This is a genomic window from Roseivirga echinicomitans, assembly GCF_001592935.1.
Taxonomy (GTDB): domain Bacteria; phylum Bacteroidota; class Bacteroidia; order Cytophagales; family Cyclobacteriaceae; genus Roseivirga; species Roseivirga echinicomitans.
Map to the genome: position 1 here is coordinate 58,669 of NZ_LRDB01000023.1, position 13,879 is coordinate 72,547.

The 13,879-nt window shown below is 39.4% G+C and carries 25 protein-coding genes; all 25 read right to left on the minus strand.

The window, feature by feature from the left end:
- Positions 1 to 41: 41 nt before the first annotated feature.
- The 25 genes from eno to rpsC all read right to left on the minus strand — a co-directional run bounded on the left by eno (position 42) and on the right by rpsC (position 13,874).
- Positions 42 to 1,331 (minus strand): phosphopyruvate hydratase, encoded by a 1,290-nt coding sequence (gene eno / locus AWN68_RS11475; protein WP_068415584.1) that lies wholly within the window; start codon positions 1,329 to 1,331, stop codon positions 42 to 44.
- A 5-nt stretch (positions 1,332 to 1,336) separates the two neighbouring features.
- A complete protein-coding gene (gene carA, locus AWN68_RS11480; protein WP_068415587.1) occupies positions 1,337 to 2,449 on the minus strand; it encodes a glutamine-hydrolyzing carbamoyl-phosphate synthase small subunit in 1,113 nt (370 codons plus the stop codon).
- A 110-nt stretch (positions 2,450 to 2,559) separates the two neighbouring features.
- Complete coding sequence (gene rplQ / locus AWN68_RS11485) at positions 2,560 to 3,129, minus strand: 50S ribosomal protein L17 (protein ID WP_068415588.1); 570 nt, start codon at positions 3,127 to 3,129, stop codon at positions 2,560 to 2,562.
- Between the two features lie 6 nt (positions 3,130 to 3,135).
- The gene (locus AWN68_RS11490; protein WP_068415589.1) at positions 3,136 to 4,125 is read right to left on the minus strand and encodes a DNA-directed RNA polymerase subunit alpha; all 990 of its coding nucleotides are present in this window, start codon (positions 4,123 to 4,125) and stop codon (positions 3,136 to 3,138) included.
- Between the two features lie 30 nt (positions 4,126 to 4,155).
- Positions 4,156 to 4,761: a 30S ribosomal protein S4 gene (rpsD, locus tag AWN68_RS11495; protein WP_068415591.1), complete on the minus strand. Its 606-nt coding sequence runs from the start codon at positions 4,759 to 4,761 to the stop codon at positions 4,156 to 4,158.
- A gap of 18 nt (positions 4,762 to 4,779) precedes the next feature.
- Positions 4,780 to 5,172, minus strand: coding sequence for a 30S ribosomal protein S11 (gene rpsK, locus AWN68_RS11500; RefSeq protein ID WP_068415594.1), 393 nt, complete (start codon positions 5,170 to 5,172; stop codon positions 4,780 to 4,782).
- A 39-nt stretch (positions 5,173 to 5,211) separates the two neighbouring features.
- The gene (rpsM, locus tag AWN68_RS11505; RefSeq protein WP_068415597.1) at positions 5,212 to 5,589 is read right to left on the minus strand and encodes a 30S ribosomal protein S13; all 378 of its coding nucleotides are present in this window, start codon (positions 5,587 to 5,589) and stop codon (positions 5,212 to 5,214) included.
- A gap of 2 nt (positions 5,590 to 5,591) precedes the next feature.
- On the minus strand, positions 5,592 to 5,708 hold the full coding sequence (gene ykgO, locus AWN68_RS18855; RefSeq protein ID WP_082338105.1) for a type B 50S ribosomal protein L36: 117 nt from the start codon (positions 5,706 to 5,708) through the stop codon (positions 5,592 to 5,594).
- A 6-nt stretch (positions 5,709 to 5,714) separates the two neighbouring features.
- On the minus strand, positions 5,715 to 5,933 hold the full coding sequence (gene infA / locus AWN68_RS11510; protein ID WP_053222911.1) for a translation initiation factor IF-1: 219 nt from the start codon (positions 5,931 to 5,933) through the stop codon (positions 5,715 to 5,717).
- A 1-nt stretch (position 5,934) separates the two neighbouring features.
- A complete protein-coding gene (map, locus tag AWN68_RS11515) occupies positions 5,935 to 6,708 on the minus strand; it encodes a type I methionyl aminopeptidase (RefSeq protein WP_068415606.1) in 774 nt (257 codons plus the stop codon).
- A 1-nt stretch (position 6,709) separates the two neighbouring features.
- Positions 6,710 to 8,038: a preprotein translocase subunit SecY gene (gene secY, locus AWN68_RS11520; protein WP_068415609.1), complete on the minus strand. Its 1,329-nt coding sequence runs from the start codon at positions 8,036 to 8,038 to the stop codon at positions 6,710 to 6,712.
- Between the two features lie 4 nt (positions 8,039 to 8,042).
- On the minus strand, positions 8,043 to 8,489 hold the full coding sequence (gene rplO, locus AWN68_RS11525) for a 50S ribosomal protein L15 (protein WP_068415612.1): 447 nt from the start codon (positions 8,487 to 8,489) through the stop codon (positions 8,043 to 8,045).
- A 1-nt stretch (position 8,490) separates the two neighbouring features.
- Positions 8,491 to 8,670 carry a 50S ribosomal protein L30 gene (rpmD, locus tag AWN68_RS11530; protein ID WP_053222915.1) on the minus strand — a complete coding sequence of 60 codons (180 nt, stop codon included), beginning with the start codon at positions 8,668 to 8,670 and terminating at the stop codon, positions 8,491 to 8,493.
- Positions 8,671 to 8,675: 5 nt separating this feature from the next.
- Positions 8,676 to 9,194, minus strand: a complete 519-nt coding sequence (gene rpsE / locus AWN68_RS11535) for a 30S ribosomal protein S5 (protein WP_068415613.1) — start codon at positions 9,192 to 9,194, stop codon at positions 8,676 to 8,678.
- Between the two features lie 5 nt (positions 9,195 to 9,199).
- Positions 9,200 to 9,547, minus strand: a complete 348-nt coding sequence (gene rplR / locus AWN68_RS11540) for a 50S ribosomal protein L18 (protein ID WP_068415614.1) — start codon at positions 9,545 to 9,547, stop codon at positions 9,200 to 9,202.
- Positions 9,548 to 9,555: 8 nt separating this feature from the next.
- On the minus strand, positions 9,556 to 10,110 hold the full coding sequence (gene rplF / locus AWN68_RS11545) for a 50S ribosomal protein L6 (RefSeq protein ID WP_068415615.1): 555 nt from the start codon (positions 10,108 to 10,110) through the stop codon (positions 9,556 to 9,558).
- An 11-nt stretch (positions 10,111 to 10,121) separates the two neighbouring features.
- Positions 10,122 to 10,517, minus strand: coding sequence for a 30S ribosomal protein S8 (gene rpsH, locus AWN68_RS11550; RefSeq protein ID WP_068415617.1), 396 nt, complete (start codon positions 10,515 to 10,517; stop codon positions 10,122 to 10,124).
- A gap of 153 nt (positions 10,518 to 10,670) precedes the next feature.
- Entirely contained in the window at positions 10,671 to 10,940 is a 270-nt protein-coding gene (gene rpsN / locus AWN68_RS11555) for a 30S ribosomal protein S14 (RefSeq protein ID WP_068415622.1), read from the minus strand.
- 4 nt (positions 10,941 to 10,944) lie between these two features.
- The gene (gene rplE / locus AWN68_RS11560; RefSeq protein WP_068415625.1) at positions 10,945 to 11,499 is read right to left on the minus strand and encodes a 50S ribosomal protein L5; all 555 of its coding nucleotides are present in this window, start codon (positions 11,497 to 11,499) and stop codon (positions 10,945 to 10,947) included.
- Between the two features lie 5 nt (positions 11,500 to 11,504).
- Positions 11,505 to 11,837: a 50S ribosomal protein L24 gene (rplX, locus tag AWN68_RS11565; protein ID WP_068415627.1), complete on the minus strand. Its 333-nt coding sequence runs from the start codon at positions 11,835 to 11,837 to the stop codon at positions 11,505 to 11,507.
- A gap of 3 nt (positions 11,838 to 11,840) precedes the next feature.
- Positions 11,841 to 12,209: a 50S ribosomal protein L14 gene (rplN, locus tag AWN68_RS11570; protein ID WP_053222923.1), complete on the minus strand. Its 369-nt coding sequence runs from the start codon at positions 12,207 to 12,209 to the stop codon at positions 11,841 to 11,843.
- 2 nt (positions 12,210 to 12,211) lie between these two features.
- Positions 12,212 to 12,469: a 30S ribosomal protein S17 gene (gene rpsQ / locus AWN68_RS11575; protein ID WP_053222924.1), complete on the minus strand. Its 258-nt coding sequence runs from the start codon at positions 12,467 to 12,469 to the stop codon at positions 12,212 to 12,214.
- 7 nt (positions 12,470 to 12,476) lie between these two features.
- Positions 12,477 to 12,671: a 50S ribosomal protein L29 gene (rpmC, locus tag AWN68_RS11580; protein WP_068415630.1), complete on the minus strand. Its 195-nt coding sequence runs from the start codon at positions 12,669 to 12,671 to the stop codon at positions 12,477 to 12,479.
- 2 nt (positions 12,672 to 12,673) lie between these two features.
- The gene (gene rplP / locus AWN68_RS11585; RefSeq protein WP_068415633.1) at positions 12,674 to 13,093 is read right to left on the minus strand and encodes a 50S ribosomal protein L16; all 420 of its coding nucleotides are present in this window, start codon (positions 13,091 to 13,093) and stop codon (positions 12,674 to 12,676) included.
- A 28-nt stretch (positions 13,094 to 13,121) separates the two neighbouring features.
- Positions 13,122 to 13,874: a 30S ribosomal protein S3 gene (gene rpsC, locus AWN68_RS11590; protein WP_068415636.1), complete on the minus strand. Its 753-nt coding sequence runs from the start codon at positions 13,872 to 13,874 to the stop codon at positions 13,122 to 13,124.
- Between the last annotated feature and the right edge of the window lie 5 nt (positions 13,875 to 13,879).

Below are 13,879 nucleotides of genomic sequence, written 5' to 3' on the forward strand. Positions count from 1 at the left end.
CCCTAAAGGAGCGAAGTCTTTGATCGTATTTTGTTTTGTGCTTAGTAAGCCTTTCTGAAATTCTTCCCAGGGTATTTGGCTACTTCTCCCAATTCTTCTTCAATTCTAAGTAATTGGTTGTATTTAGACATTCTGTCTGAGCGTGAAGCTGATCCGGTTTTAATCTGACCAGTGTTCAATGCTACGGCTAAATCAGCAATCGTATTGTCCTCTGTTTCTCCAGATCTGTGTGACATCACGGCAGTATAGCCGTTTCTGTTGGCCAAGCTTACGGCCTCAATTGTCTCTGTCAAAGTTCCGATTTGGTTTACTTTAATCAAGATTGAGTTGGCAATACCCCCATCAATCCCTTTCTGTAAACGCTTCACGTTAGTCACGAACAAGTCATCACCCACCAACTGTACTTTGTCACCAATCTTATCGGTTAAGGCTTTCCAGCCTTCCCAATCGTCCTCAAACATACCGTCTTCAATCGACATGATTGGATATTTCTCGCAAAGCGAGGCAAGGTAGTCTGCCATTTCAACTGGCGTCATTTTCTTCCCTGTTGAATCTTTGAAGTGATATACTTTTTCATCCTTCAAGTAGAATTCAGAAGAAGCCACATCTAGTGCGTAAACGAAGTCTTCGCCTACAGTATAACCTGCGTTTTTCACTGCTTCAGAAATTACCTCCAACGCTTCATCATCAGAGGCCAAGTTTGGTGCAAAACCACCTTCATCGCCTACGTTAGTCGAAAGACCACGAGAAGAAAGTACCTTCTTTAAGTGATGGAATACTTCAGCGCCCATTTGAATTGCCTCGGTAAAGCTTTCCGCTCCAATCGGCATAATCATAAACTCTTGAAAGTCGATTGAATTATCTGCATGAGAACCTCCATTAATGATGTTCATCATAGGCACAGGAAGTGTGTTTGCGTTCACACCACCCACGTAACGGTAGAGCGGAAGTCCTAATTCAGATGCCGCGGCCCTAGCAATCGCCAAAGAAACGCCCAAAATAGCGTTTGCTCCTAGGTTGCTTTTGTTCTCAGTCCCGTCTACCTCGATCATAATCTTGTCAAGCAAGTTTTGCTCGAATACAGAAAACCCGATCAATTCAGCAGCAATGGTAACGTTGACATTCTCAATGGCTTTCAAGACGCCTTTCCCAAGGTATACGTCTTTATCACCATCTCTTAACTCAACGGCTTCATGCGCACCAGTTGAAGCGCCAGATGGCACCGCAGCACGGCCTAAAACTCCGTTCTCTGTAATTACATCTACTTCGATGGTAGGATTCCCTCTTGAGTCAAGGATTTGTCTTGCATAGATACTTTCAATTAAACTCATTGGTATTATGATTTGATAAGGTTAATAAATTGATCGAATAAATAGCGTGAATCATGTGGCCCAGGTGAAGACTCTGGATGGTATTGCACGCAGAATGTTTTCTTTCCTTTTACCTGCAAGCCGGCAACGGTGTTATCATTTAAGTTAATATGCGTCAGTTCCATACTTCCAGCCGCTTCAAGCGCAGTTAAGTCTACTGCAAAACCGTGGTTCTGAGAAGTGATTTCACTCTTACCCGAAATGAGGTTTTTTACTGGGTGATTTAATCCTCTGTGTCCGTTGTGCATTTTGAATGTACTCGCGCCACAGGCCAAGGCTATCACTTGATGCCCAAGACAAATTCCAAAAAGTGGTTTGTCTTCAGCCATTATTTTTTGAGCCGTTTCTACTGCATAAGGCATTGCAGCAGGGTCACCAGGTCCATTGGACAAGAAATATCCATCAGGATTCCATTTGCTCATTTCTTCAAAGGTAGTCTTCGCATTAAACACCTTTAAGTATGCACCTCTGCTGGCCAAATGCTTTAGAATACTGGTTTTCACTCCAATATCCAAAACAGCAATTTTAATTGCTGCATTTTCTTCTCCAACAAAGTAAGGTTCTTTTGTGCTTACGAATGAAGACAATTCTAAACCATCCATCGATGGAATGTCAGCCAGCTTAGCTTTCAATTCATCATCAGAAAGATCTTCTGAACATACAATAGCATTCATTGCTCCCTTATCTCTGATGTAGCGCACCAAAAGGCGTGTATCTACATCGGAAATTCCGACAATGTTATTCTTTTCTAAATAATCTTGGAGTGAGCCATCGGCTGTTTTACGACTGAAATCCTTAGAAAAAGTATTTACAACCAAACCTCTGATTTTCGGTGAATCCGACTCCTGTTCGTCATCCTCTACCCCATAGTTCCCGATGTGAGAAGCTGTATTTACTACAATTTGACCATAATAAGATGGGTCGGTGTAAATTTCTTGATAACCCGTCATTCCTGTATTAAAGCAAATTTCACCTCCGGCAATACCTATTTTACCAATGGCAGTACCCTCATAGCGGCTTCCATCTGCTAAAAGAAGAATGGCTTTCCTTTTACTGTTGATATTATTCGTTGTAGACATATTTATAGATTGGTGCGCAATTCAAATCTTTAATTCGGTACAAAAGTAAATAAAAAAGGGATTGAACAAATTTGCTCAATCCCTTATTCTATATTTTTAAGAAAGTAGAATTATTCCCCGTCTTTCTTATCATCTTCTTTTGCTTCTTCAGCCTTTGCTTCCGGAGTCTCTTCAGTTTTAGCAGCTGGTGCTTCAACAGTTTCTTCCTTCTTCGCCTTAGGTGCTTTTGCTACAGGAGTTGATTCAGTAGTCTCATCAGATTTCTTACCTCTGCTTCTTCTGCTGCTTTTCTTAGCAGGAGCTGCTTCTTTAAGTAGTAATTCGTTGTAGTCTACTAATTCAATGATACACATATCAGCATTATCTCCTAATCTGTTTCCAGTTTTGATAATTCTAGTATATCCACCAGGTCTGTTTGCTACCTTTTCAGCGATTTCGCTAAAAAGCGCTGTTACCGTCTCTTTATTTTGAAGATAAGAGAATACTACTCTTCTTGAGTGAGTTGTATCTGTCTTAGCTTTTGTAATAAGAGGCTCAACATATTTCCTAAGTTCCTTTGCCTTCGCTACAGTAGTTGAAATTCTCTTGTGCGCGATCAAAGAAGAAGCCATGTTAGAAAGCATTGCTTTTCTATGCGGTGCCTTTCTACTCAGGTGATTAAATTTCTTCCCGTGTCTCATCTTACTTTATTCCTCGTCAAGTTTATATTTTGATAAGTCCATACCGAAAGTAAGGTTCTTATCAGCTATCAATTGCTCCAATTCAGCCAAAGACTTCTTACCAAAGTTTCTGAATTTCATCATGTCAGAAATTTCAAGTCTTGCTAAGTCGCCTAATGTTCTTACATCAGCTGCTTTAAGACAGTTGTAAGCTCTTACTGAAAGATCTAAATCGTTCAGTTGAGTTTTCAACAGCTTACGCATGTGAAGCATTTCTTCATCTACTTGCTCTGGCTCATCTAAAGACCCAGTTTCTAAGATCATGTTCTGATCAGAGAATAGCATGAAGTGTTGAATTAAGATATGGGCAGCACCCTTCAATGCGTTTTCAGGGTGGATAGAACCATCAGTTTGAATATCCAAAACCAACATTTCGTAGTCAGTTTTTTGTTCAACCCTTGTGTTTTCTACACTGAATTTAACATTTTTGATTGGCGTGTAAATAGCGTCAATTGGAATGTATCCGAATAATTGCTCAGAAGGTCTGTTCTCTTCAGCAGGAACGTAACCTCTACCTTTATCGATAGAAAGCTCAATTTCGAACTTTACCGAACTATCAAGGTGACACACTACTTCATCAGGGTTAAGGATTTCGAAAGCACCAGTGAATTTTCCAATATCACCAGCAGCAAACTTATCTTGACCTTCAATGATTACAGTTACTTTGTTATCAACAGTATCGGAGATTTTCTTAAAACGAACCTTCTTTAGGTTTAGAATGATTTCCGCTACGTCTTCCACAACACCCTCAATCGTTGAGAATTCATGCAAAACGCCAGGGATTTTAATACCTGTGATAGCGTAACCTTCTAATGAAGAAAGAAGAATTCTTCTTAATGCATTACCGATTGTAACCCCGTATCCTTTTTCGAGCGGCTTAAAAGTGAACAGACCGTGAAAGTCGTCCGCCTTCTCCATCACCACCTTTTCAGGGATTTGAAATGCGAGTATTGACATATGATTAGATCGTTTAAGTTCTTAAATAGATTATTTAGAGTAAAGCTCAACAATAAGCTGCTCATTGATTTTTTCAGGAATTTCGTCCCTCATAGGCAAAGCAATCATCTTACCGTTCATTTCAGTTTTATTCCACTCAATCCATGGATATTTCTGTGCTGAATTGTTAGCTAAACTATCAGTGATGGCCTCTACGGATTTAGATTTTTCTCTAACGCCTACTACATCACCTGGTTGTACCACATAAGATGGGATGTTCACTAATTCTCCATTCACAGTGATGTGCTTGTGAGATACTAGTTGTCTTGCTCCTCTTCTTGTTGGAGCAATACCCATTCTATATACAGTATTATCAAGTCTTGCCTCCAACATTTGAAGAAGGATTTCACCTGTAATACCTGATTTTCTTGATGCACGATCGAACGTGTTAGCAAACTGACGCTCTAATACACCATAAGTGTATTTCGCTTTTTGCTTCTCCATTAACTGGATTGCATATTCAGACTGCTTTTTTCTTCTACCTCTTCCGTGTTGCCCAGGAGGGTATGCTTTCTTTTGCAATGCTTTGCTATGACCAAAGATAGGATCGTTAAATCTTCTCGCAATTTTGGCCTTAGGACCTGTATATCTTGCCATTACTTTCTAATTTCTGGATTAAACTCTTCTACGTTTCGGAGGACGACATCCGTTGTGTGGTAGTGGAGTAACATCTTTAATCATTGTTACTTCGATACCAGTATTCTGGAGTGTTCTGATAGCAGACTCTCTTCCAGAGCCTGGTCCCTTAACAAATACCTCAACTTTTCTCAACCCCAAATCGTAGGCGGTTTGAGCGCAATTTTGGGCTGCCATTTGGGCTGCGTAAGGAGTGTTCTTTTTAGAACCCTTAAAACCCATTTTTCCAGCAGATGCCCAAGAAATCACTTGACCTTGTTGGTTAGTGATTGATATGATGATGTTATTGAAAGAAGCCTTAATGTGGGCTTGTCCAATAGCTTCAACCTGAACTACTCGCTTTTTAGCTTTATCTTTTCTCTTCTGAGCCATTCTTCAAATATTTTCAGACCTGACGGCCGTTAATTCAAATTACTTGGTTGCCTTTTTCTTGTTTGCAACAGTCTTTCTCTTACCTTTTCGGGTACGTGAGTTGTTTTTAGTGTGCTGACCACGAACAGGAAGACCCTTTCTATGTCTCATACCACGGTAACAACCAATATCCATCAGACGCTTAATGCTCAATTGAACCTCTGATTTTAACACTCCTTCTACTTTGAACTCTTCACTGACGATGGTACGAATTGCTTTTTGCTCTTCGTCATCCAAATCACCAATTTTCTTGCTCACATCGATTCCGGCTTTACCTAAAATGTAAACAGCCGAGCTACGACCAATTCCGTAAATGTAGGTTAAACCTATCTCTGACCTTTTGTGGTCCGGAATATCTACTCCTGAAATTCTAGCCATAATTACCCTTGTCTTTGTTTGAATCTAGGATTCTTTTTGTTTATCACGTATAACTTTCCATTCCTACGGATCAGCTTACAATCAGCACTTCGCTTCTTGATAGATGCTTTCACTTTCATGATTTCTTATTTATATCTGTAAGTAATTCTTGCTTTGCTTAAGTCGTATGGCGACATCTCCATTTTCACCTTGTCACCTGGTAATATTCTGATATAGTGCATTCGCATTTTACCAGAAATATGAGCAGTAACGGTGTGTCCATTATCAAGTTCTACCCTAAACATTGCATTAGGCAATGCTTCTAGAATAGTACCATCCTGTTCAATAGATCCTTGTTTTGCCATACTAAAATTTAAAAACTTCTTCTATATACTTATGTGTTGTTAACACTTCTGTTCTATCCTTGAAAACTGCCACAGTATGTTCAAAATGAGCCGAAGGTTTTCTGTCTCTGGTCCTGATGGTCCAACCATCATTTTCCTGAACAATATTCCTTGTCCCTAAATTGACCATCGGCTCAATGGCTATTACCAAACCCTCCTGTAATTTAACTCCTCTACCACGTTTTCCGTAATTAGGAACCTCAGGTGATTCGTGTAAGTTCCTTCCTAAACCATGTCCGACAAGTTCTCTCACTACCGTGTAGCCCTTGTCTTCAACGTATTTTTGGATAGATGCGCTTACATCGCCTAACCGATTGCCATACTTGGCCTCTTCAATACCTATATACAACGACTCTTTCGTTGCTTTAAGCAGTGCTAATGTCTCTGGGGAAACTTCTCCTACGGGGTAAGTATAAGCGGAATCGCTATGAAAACCTTTGTAGAAGACTCCACAATCTATAGAGATTATATCACCGTCTTTCAATTCGTATTCTCCTGGAAAACCGTGAACTACATTTTCGTTCACTGAAATACACAGGGTAGAAGGAAATCCATTGTAGCCTTTGAACGATGCCTTTGCATCATGATCGCGAATGTATTCTTCTGCAATCTTATCAAGGTCAGCGGTTCTAACACCTACCTTAACCCTTTTAGCTACTTCTCCGTGAGCCCTGCCAAGAATATCGGCACTCTCTCGAATTATTTGAATCTCCTCTTCAGTTTTGTAATTAATCATATTACGCTACAGCTACGTTCTGAGATCGGCCACGCATCTTGCCTGACTTCATCATTCCTTCGTAGTGTCGCATCAACAAATAGCTTTCTATTTGTTGTAAAGTATCCAAAATCACACCCACCATAATCAATAGTGAAGTACCTCCGTAGAAATAAGCGAATTGCTGTCCTACACCTGCATTGTATGCGAAGGTTGGAAGAATTGCGATTATCGCCAAGAATATTGATCCTGGAAGGGTAATTCTATCTAATACATCTCCAATAAAATCAGATGTTGGTCTACCCGGCTTAATCCCTGGAATAAAACCACCACTTCTTTTAAGGTCATCCGCCATATTCGATGGATTAACCGTAATGGCAGTGTAAAAGAATGTAAATGCTATAATTAACAAGGCGAACGTCAAGTTGTATTGCCATGAGTATGGGTTGCTAAAGGCTGTCCCAATTGAGTTGGCAATATCACTACTATCTGCCCAGATACCTGACAATAAGCTTGGCAGAATCATTAAGGCTTGAGCAAAAATGATTGGCATAACACCAGATGCATTCACCTTTAAAGGTATGAACTGACGTTGACCTCCGTAGACTTTACCACCAACTACTTGCTTCGCATACTGCACCGGAATTCTTCTGGTTGCTTGAACCAAAGCCACAGTAACAATTACAACAAAGAACAAGACGATCAACTCAATCACAGAGAACAATGCCTTTCCGATGCCATTTGTAGTCACAAACTCCATCCAAGCTGCTCCAGGCAAACTTGAAATGATACCGATCATGATCAGCATGGAAATACCATTACCAATTCCTTTATCAGTAATTTTCTCTCCTAACCACATACAGAACATTGTACCGGCAGTTAACAAGATCATTGAACTGATCATGAAAAGTGATGGGTCAATGCTAGGTAAAACAGCATCTTGAGAGATAATAGTTGCCTTGATGTATCCAAAGCTTTGTGCTAGAGTTACTAGAATAGTTAATACCCTAGTGATCTGAGTAAGTTTCTTTCTACCAGATTCTCCCTCCTTCTGCATTTTCTGGAAGCTTGGCACAGCCACAGTCATCAATTGAATTACAATTGAAGCTGATATATAAGGCATGATACCTAAACCGAAGATAGATGCTCTACTAAATGAACCACCCAACAATGAATTCAGGATACCAAATATCCCTCCAGCGTCATCGGTTAATTTAGCTACGTCTACACCAGGTAAAACGACAAAAGATCCAAGTCTGAAAACGATCAAGAACCCCAGCGTAGCTAGGATCCTATTTCTCAATTCCTCAATGGAATAAATATTTCGTATGGTAGTAAAAAACTTCTTCATGTTATTAAAGCTTTGTAACGGTTCCGCCTAATTTTTCGATTGCTGCTTGAGCAGAACTAGAAAATTTATGGGCCGATACATTCACTTTAGAGGTTAATTCGCCTCTACCTAAAATCTTAACTAGATCATTTTTTTGAGCAAAACCATTTTCCATCAAAGTATTGAAGTCAATGGTGTCGGTATTCAATTTGGTTGCTAATTCCTGAAGCGAATCAAGGTTTAATGCCTTGTACTCAACTCTGTTAGGACTAGTAAAGCCAAACTTAGGCACACGTCTTTGTAGTGGCATTTGACCACCTTCAAAACCGCCTTTGCTTTTATAACCAGATCTAGATTTTGCTCCGTTGTGACCACGTGTAGCAGTACCACCACGACCAGAACCTGTACCTCTAGCTATTCTCTTTCTATTTTTCGTAGAACCTTCTGCAGGTTTTAAACTATTCAAATCCATCTTACAGTTCCTTTACAGATACTAAATGATTTACCTTATTAATCATACCAGCAATAGATGCAGTCAATTCTACTTCTACTGTTCTGTTGATTTTACCCAAGCCTAAAGCCTGAATTGTTCTTTTTTGTCTTTCAGGTCTGTCGATCGTGCTCTTAACCTGTGTAATTTGAACTTTTGCCATTCCTATTATCCGTTAAAAACTTTAGACATTGTAACACCTCTTTGCTCAGCAACTGTATAAGCATCTCTCATGCTCAAAAGAGCATCGAATGTAGCTTTTACTACGTTGTGAGGGTTAGAAGAACCTTTAGACTTAGCCAAAACATTATGGTAACCAGCACTTTCAAATACTGCTCGCATCGCACCACCTGCAATCACACCTGTACCTTCAGCAGCTGGCTTCACTAATACAAAGCCTCCACCAAATTTACCGATTGATTCATGAGGCACAGTACCTTTCAACAAAGGAACTTTCACCAAGTTCTTTTTTGCATCATCAATACCTTTAGTTATTGCGTCAGTAACTTCGTTGGCCTTTCCTAAACCGTATCCAACAACACCATTTCCGTCACCCACTACTACGATTGCAGAGAAACTAAATCTTCTACCACCTTTAACTACCTTAGCCACACGCTTGATCGCAACTACCTTTTCTTTAAGGTCGATCTCACTTGCTTTTACTGATTTTATATTTTTCTGTGACATCCTGATTAAAATTTAAGACCGCCTTCTCTAGCTCCTTCAGCCAATGCTTGTACTTTACCGTGGTATACATAACCATTACGGTCAAAAACCACACTGGTAATACCTTCTGCTATTGCCTTTTCAGCCAATTTTTTACCAACTTCTTTAGATAGCTCTACGTTGGTGTTTTTCTTCTTACTATCAAACTCAATAGAAGAAGCTGATACTAGCGTATGCCCGTTTGAATCATCAATAATTTGGGCAGATATACGTGAATTACTTTTGAAAACTGAAATTCTCGGTCTTTCGGAAGTTCCAGAAATCTTATTTCTAATTCCTCTTTTTATTCTTAGTCTACTTTTACTAACAGCCATGATTACTCTTATTTAGAAGCAGTTTTACCAGCTTTTCTTCTGATTACCTCACCAACGAACTTGATACCTTTACCTTTATAAGGTTCTGATTTTCTCAACGACTTAATCTTAGCAGCCACTTGTCCAATCAATTCTTTATCAATTCCTTCTAGAGAAACTGTAGGATTCTTTCCTTTCAACATTTCAGCGCTAGCTTTAATCTCTTCTGGAACAGCAACAAAGATATTATGTGAGTAACCAAGGCTCAATTCCAACACGTTATTGCTAACAGTTGCTTTGTAACCTACACCTACTAATTCTAAATCTTTCTTGTAACCTTCATTTACACCAACAACCATGTTGCTGATCAATGAGCGGTACAAACCGTGTAATGATTTGTGCCTTTTTTGTTCAGTAGGCCTTTCAACCGTAAGAACAGCACCTTCAACGGTTACTTTTATATCAGGATTTACTGCCTGTTTCAGCTCTCCTTTAGGTCCTTTAACAGTAACCACGTTATCCGCAGTTACGTCTACAGATACTCCTTGAGGTAGATCAATCGGTTTCTTACCAATTCTTGACATCTCTTCTTATCTTAGTATACGTGACATAAAACTTCACCACCGATATGAAGATTTCTCGCTTCTTTATCGGTCATAATTCCCTTTGATGTAGAGATGATAGCTATACCTAAGCCGTTTAAAACTCTAGGTAATTCCTCCGCACCAACATATTTTCTTAAGCCTGGCTTACTCACTCTGAGTAATTTTTCTATGGCTGGCTTCTTAGAAACTTTATTGTATTTAAGAGCGATTTTGATATTGCCCTGTGGACCTTCTGCCTCGAACTTATAGTTCAAGATATATCCTTTCTCGTGCAATACACTCGTGAGCTGCTTCTTTAAGTTAGAAGCAGGAATGTCTACAACTCTATGCTTAGCCTTAATGGCATTTCGCAATCGTGTTAAATAATCTGCTATTGGATCAGTCATTGTTATTTGTTTATGACGGCTCGATTTTTCAAAACTCCGTCTCCAACCTGGCGATATCACCCAGAATTGGCATTCTATTTAAAATTAATACCCCCCGACCTGAATCGGCCTGCAAAGGTATTGAAAATATTGTATTAGCGAAATAAAAAAAGCTTACCAGCTTGATTTTGTTACTCCAGGGATTTTACCCGCTGAAGCCATTTCTCTAAAAGTTACACGAGAAATACCAAATTTCCTCATATATCCTTTAGGACGACCAGTTAGTTTACATCTGTTGTGCAATCTTACAGGTGATGAATTTCTAGGTAGTTTATCTAAACCTTCCCAGTCACCAGCAGCTTTTAAATCAGCTCTTTTTTGAGCGAACTTAGCAACAAGACGTTCTCTTTTTCTTTCTCTAGCTTTTATCGATTCTCTAGCCATAGTATTATTTTTTACCAGTTGAGAAAGGCATTCCGAATGCTTTCAACAACTCGAATGCTTCCTCATCAGAATTTGCGGTGGTAACAATAGTGATATCCATACCAGTGATTTTATTCACTTTGTCAATGGAAATTTCAGGGAAAATGATTTGTTCTTTAACTCCGAGGGTATAATTACCTCTTCCATCAAATCCTTTGTCTTTTACACCTTTAAAATCTCTTACACGTGGTAAAGCGATACTCAAAAGTCTATCAAGGAATTCGTACATTTTCTCACCCCTTAAAGTTACGCGAGCACCAATAGGCATTCCCTCTCTTAACTTAAAGTTTGAAATCGAATTCTTAGCAATTGTAGCAACAGCTTTCTGACCAGTAATGGTAGTAAGTTCTTCTACTCCTACGTCAACTAATTTTTTGTCTGCTACTGCAGCACCTATACCTTTGTTGATCACTATTTTAGTGATCTTAGGCACCTGCATTACTGAAGTGTATTCAAACCTCTTCACCATTGCAGGAGTTATATCATTGATATAAGTATCTTTTAATCTAGGATTAGCCATTCTAATTAATTTGACTTAGTCTTAAAATACCTTTCTAATTTCCCTTCGCTATTCACTTTCTTACCTGTTCTAGCAAACTCTCCTGATGCAGGATCCTTAACCATAAGGTTTGATACGTGAATTGGAGCTTCTGTCTTCTCTATACCACCGTTAGGGTTAGTAGCGGAAGGTTTTGTGTGTTTCGACACAATATTAACACCTTCAACAATTGCTCTTTGTTTTGCGATGAAAACCTCGAGGACTTGTCCTTCTTTACCTTTTGAGTTTCCAGAAAGTACTTTAACAGTATCTCCTTTTCTCAAATGCAGTTTTTGCTGCTTGTTTTTCTTTCTTTCCATTGCTTATAATACTTCTGGTGCCAATGAAACAATTTTCATGAATTGCTTTTCACGCAATTCTCTAGCCACCGGGCCAAACATACGAGTACCTCTTGGTTCATCGTTCTGGTTCAGTAATACAGCAGCGTTATCTTCAAATCTGATATAAGAACCATCTTTCCTTCTTACGGCTTTCTTGGTTCTAACGATTACTGCTTTTGTAACAGTACCTTTTTTCAAATTGCTTGAAGAGTGGGCAGCTTTCACAGAGACCACAATTTTATCGCCAACAGTAGCGAATTTCTTTTTAGTACCGCCTAATACGCGAATACATAGAACTTCTTTTGCTCCACTGTTATCTGCAACGTTCAATCTTGATTCTTGCCTGATCATGGTTACTTAGCTCTTTCAATAATTTCTACTAATCTCCAACGCTTATTCTTACTCAGCGGACGAGTTTCCATGATTTTAACAGTATCACCGATACCACAATCATTAGTTTCGTCATGAGCAGAAAATTTGGTAGTTTTCTTAACAAACTTACCGTAGATCGGGTGCTTTTCCTTACGTAACACAGCCACAGTAATGGTTTTTTCCATTTTGTTGCTTGTCACAATCCCGATTCTTTCTTTTCTAAGATTTCTGGTCTCCATGCGTATCTTAATTTGCGAGTTCTTTAGCTCTCAACTCAGTTTTTAGTCTAGCTATCAACTTTCTAGAATCCTTGATTTTCATCGGGTTTTCTATTGGAGAGATGGCTTGGGCAAATTTCAATTTGCCAATGTTATCTGTCTCGGCCTTAATTCTTTCTGTCAATTCCTCAACAGTAAGTGCTTTGATCTCTTGATTTTTCATAACTATCCAACGTAATCTCTACGTACAACAAACTTTGTCGACATGGGTAGCTTTTGGGCTGCCAATCTCAACGATTCTTTTGCCAGTTCTTGGCTTACTCCACCAGATTCGAAAAGAATAGTGCCAGGTCTAACGCAAGCTACCCAATATGAAGGTGCTCCCTTACCTTTACCCATCCTTACCTCAGCAGGCTTACTCGTGATTGGTTTGTCTGGAAAAATTCTAATCCAAACTTGACCTTCCCTTTTCATAGCTCTGGTCATGGCAATACGTGCAGCTTCTATCTGACGTGCTGTGATCCATCCAGCTTCTAATGATTTTATACCAAATGTTCCAAAAGCCAGACTGTGACCGCGACCCGCAAGTCCCTTCACACGGCCTTTTTGCATTTTTCTAAATTTGGTTCTCTTTGGTTGTAACATCGTTGTAATCTTTTAACAGGTGATGTGATTAACGTCTTCTACCGGCTGGGGCTCCTCCTCTATTGTTTCCAGAAGGTCTTCTTCTGTTACCAGGCGCACCTCCAGCTCCTCTTTCTGATTGATTTCCTCCTCCTATATTTGGAGATAGATCTCTTTTACCGAAAACCTCACCTTTGAATACCCATACTTTGATTCCGATTTTTCCGTAAACTGTATCAGCTTCAGAAATTGCGTAATCTATGTCGGCTCTAAGTGTATGCAAAGGAATTCTTCCCTCTTTATACATCTCAGTTCTCGCCATCTCAGCTCCGCCTAAACGTCCTGAACATTTAATCTTAATTCCTTGTGCACCTACTCTAACCGCTGAAGCAATTGCTTGTTTCATCGCTCTTCTGTAAGAAATTCTTGCCGCTAATTGCTGAGCAATTGATTCCCCTACTAGTTTGGCATCCAATTCTGGTCTTTTGATCTCGAAGATATTGATCTGAACATCCTTATTTGTAAGTTTCTTCAGTTCTTCCTTGATACGGTCCACCTCTTGTCCACCTTTTCCAATTACAACTCCTGGTCTAGCAGTGTGCACGGTAATGGTGATACGCTTAAGTGTTCTTTCGATAATAATCTTAGAAATACCACCTTTTGGGATACGAGCGTTTACGTACTTTCTGATTTCTTGGTCTTCAACCAATTTACTCGAAAAGTCTTTACCTCCGTACCAGTTGGAATCCCAACCTTTGATGATACCCAATCTTAGACCTATAGGATTTACTTTTTGTCCCATCTGTT

Excerpts from the sequence above, each read along its gene's own strand:
- rpsH (WP_068415617.1), bottom strand. The coding sequence starts at position 10,517 with ATGACTGATCCAATAGCAGATTATTTAACACGATTGCGAAATGCCATT.
- rpmD (WP_053222915.1), bottom strand. The coding sequence starts at position 8,670 with ATGGCAAAAGTTCAAATTACACAGGTTAAGAGCACGATCGACAGACCT.
- rpsE (WP_068415613.1), bottom strand. The coding sequence starts at position 9,194 with ATGTCACAGAAAAATATAAAATCAGTAAAAGCAAGTGAGATCGACCTT.
- infA (WP_053222911.1), bottom strand. The coding sequence starts at position 5,933 with ATGGCAAAACAAGGATCTATTGAACAGGATGGTACTATTCTAGAAGCA.
- carA (WP_068415587.1), bottom strand. The coding sequence starts at position 2,449 with ATGTCTACAACGAATAATATCAACAGTAAAAGGAAAGCCATTCTTCTT.
- rpsD (WP_068415591.1), bottom strand. The coding sequence starts at position 4,761 with ATGGCAAGATATACAGGTCCTAAGGCCAAAATTGCGAGAAGATTTAAC.
- rpsM (WP_068415597.1), bottom strand. The coding sequence starts at position 5,589 with ATGGCTAGAATTTCAGGAGTAGATATTCCGGACCACAAAAGGTCAGAG.
- secY (WP_068415609.1), bottom strand. The coding sequence starts at position 8,038 with ATGAAGAAGTTTTTTACTACCATACGAAATATTTATTCCATTGAGGAA.
- rpmC (WP_068415630.1), bottom strand. The coding sequence starts at position 12,671 with ATGAAAAATCAAGAGATCAAAGCACTTACTGTTGAGGAATTGACAGAA.
- rplE (WP_068415625.1), bottom strand. The coding sequence starts at position 11,499 with ATGGCTAATCCTAGATTAAAAGATACTTATATCAATGATATAACTCCT.
- map (WP_068415606.1), bottom strand. The coding sequence starts at position 6,708 with ATGATTAATTACAAAACTGAAGAGGAGATTCAAATAATTCGAGAGAGT.
- eno (WP_068415584.1), bottom strand. The coding sequence starts at position 1,331 with ATGAGTTTAATTGAAAGTATCTATGCAAGACAAATCCTTGACTCAAGA.
- rplF (WP_068415615.1), bottom strand. The coding sequence starts at position 10,110 with ATGTCAAGAATTGGTAAGAAACCGATTGATCTACCTCAAGGAGTATCT.
- rpsQ (WP_053222924.1), bottom strand. The coding sequence starts at position 12,469 with ATGGAGACCAGAAATCTTAGAAAAGAAAGAATCGGGATTGTGACAAGC.
- rplN (WP_053222923.1), bottom strand. The coding sequence starts at position 12,209 with ATGATCAGGCAAGAATCAAGATTGAACGTTGCAGATAACAGTGGAGCA.
- rplR (WP_068415614.1), bottom strand. The coding sequence starts at position 9,547 with ATGGCTGTTAGTAAAAGTAGACTAAGAATAAAAAGAGGAATTAGAAAT.
- rpsC (WP_068415636.1), bottom strand. The coding sequence starts at position 13,874 with ATGGGACAAAAAGTAAATCCTATAGGTCTAAGATTGGGTATCATCAAA.
- rplP (WP_068415633.1), bottom strand. The coding sequence starts at position 13,093 with ATGTTACAACCAAAGAGAACCAAATTTAGAAAAATGCAAAAAGGCCGT.
- ykgO (WP_082338105.1), bottom strand. The coding sequence starts at position 5,708 with ATGAAAGTGAAAGCATCTATCAAGAAGCGAAGTGCTGATTGTAAGCTG.
- rpsN (WP_068415622.1), bottom strand. The coding sequence starts at position 10,940 with ATGGCTAGAGAATCGATAAAAGCTAGAGAAAGAAAAAGAGAACGTCTT.
- rplQ (WP_068415588.1), bottom strand. The coding sequence starts at position 3,129 with ATGAGACACGGGAAGAAATTTAATCACCTGAGTAGAAAGGCACCGCAT.
- AWN68_RS11490 (WP_068415589.1), bottom strand. The coding sequence starts at position 4,125 with ATGTCAATACTCGCATTTCAAATCCCTGAAAAGGTGGTGATGGAGAAG.
- rplX (WP_068415627.1), bottom strand. The coding sequence starts at position 11,837 with ATGGAAAGAAAGAAAAACAAGCAGCAAAAACTGCATTTGAGAAAAGGA.
- rpsK (WP_068415594.1), bottom strand. The coding sequence starts at position 5,172 with ATGGCTCAGAAGAGAAAAGATAAAGCTAAAAAGCGAGTAGTTCAGGTT.
- rplO (WP_068415612.1), bottom strand. The coding sequence starts at position 8,489 with ATGGATTTGAATAGTTTAAAACCTGCAGAAGGTTCTACGAAAAATAGA.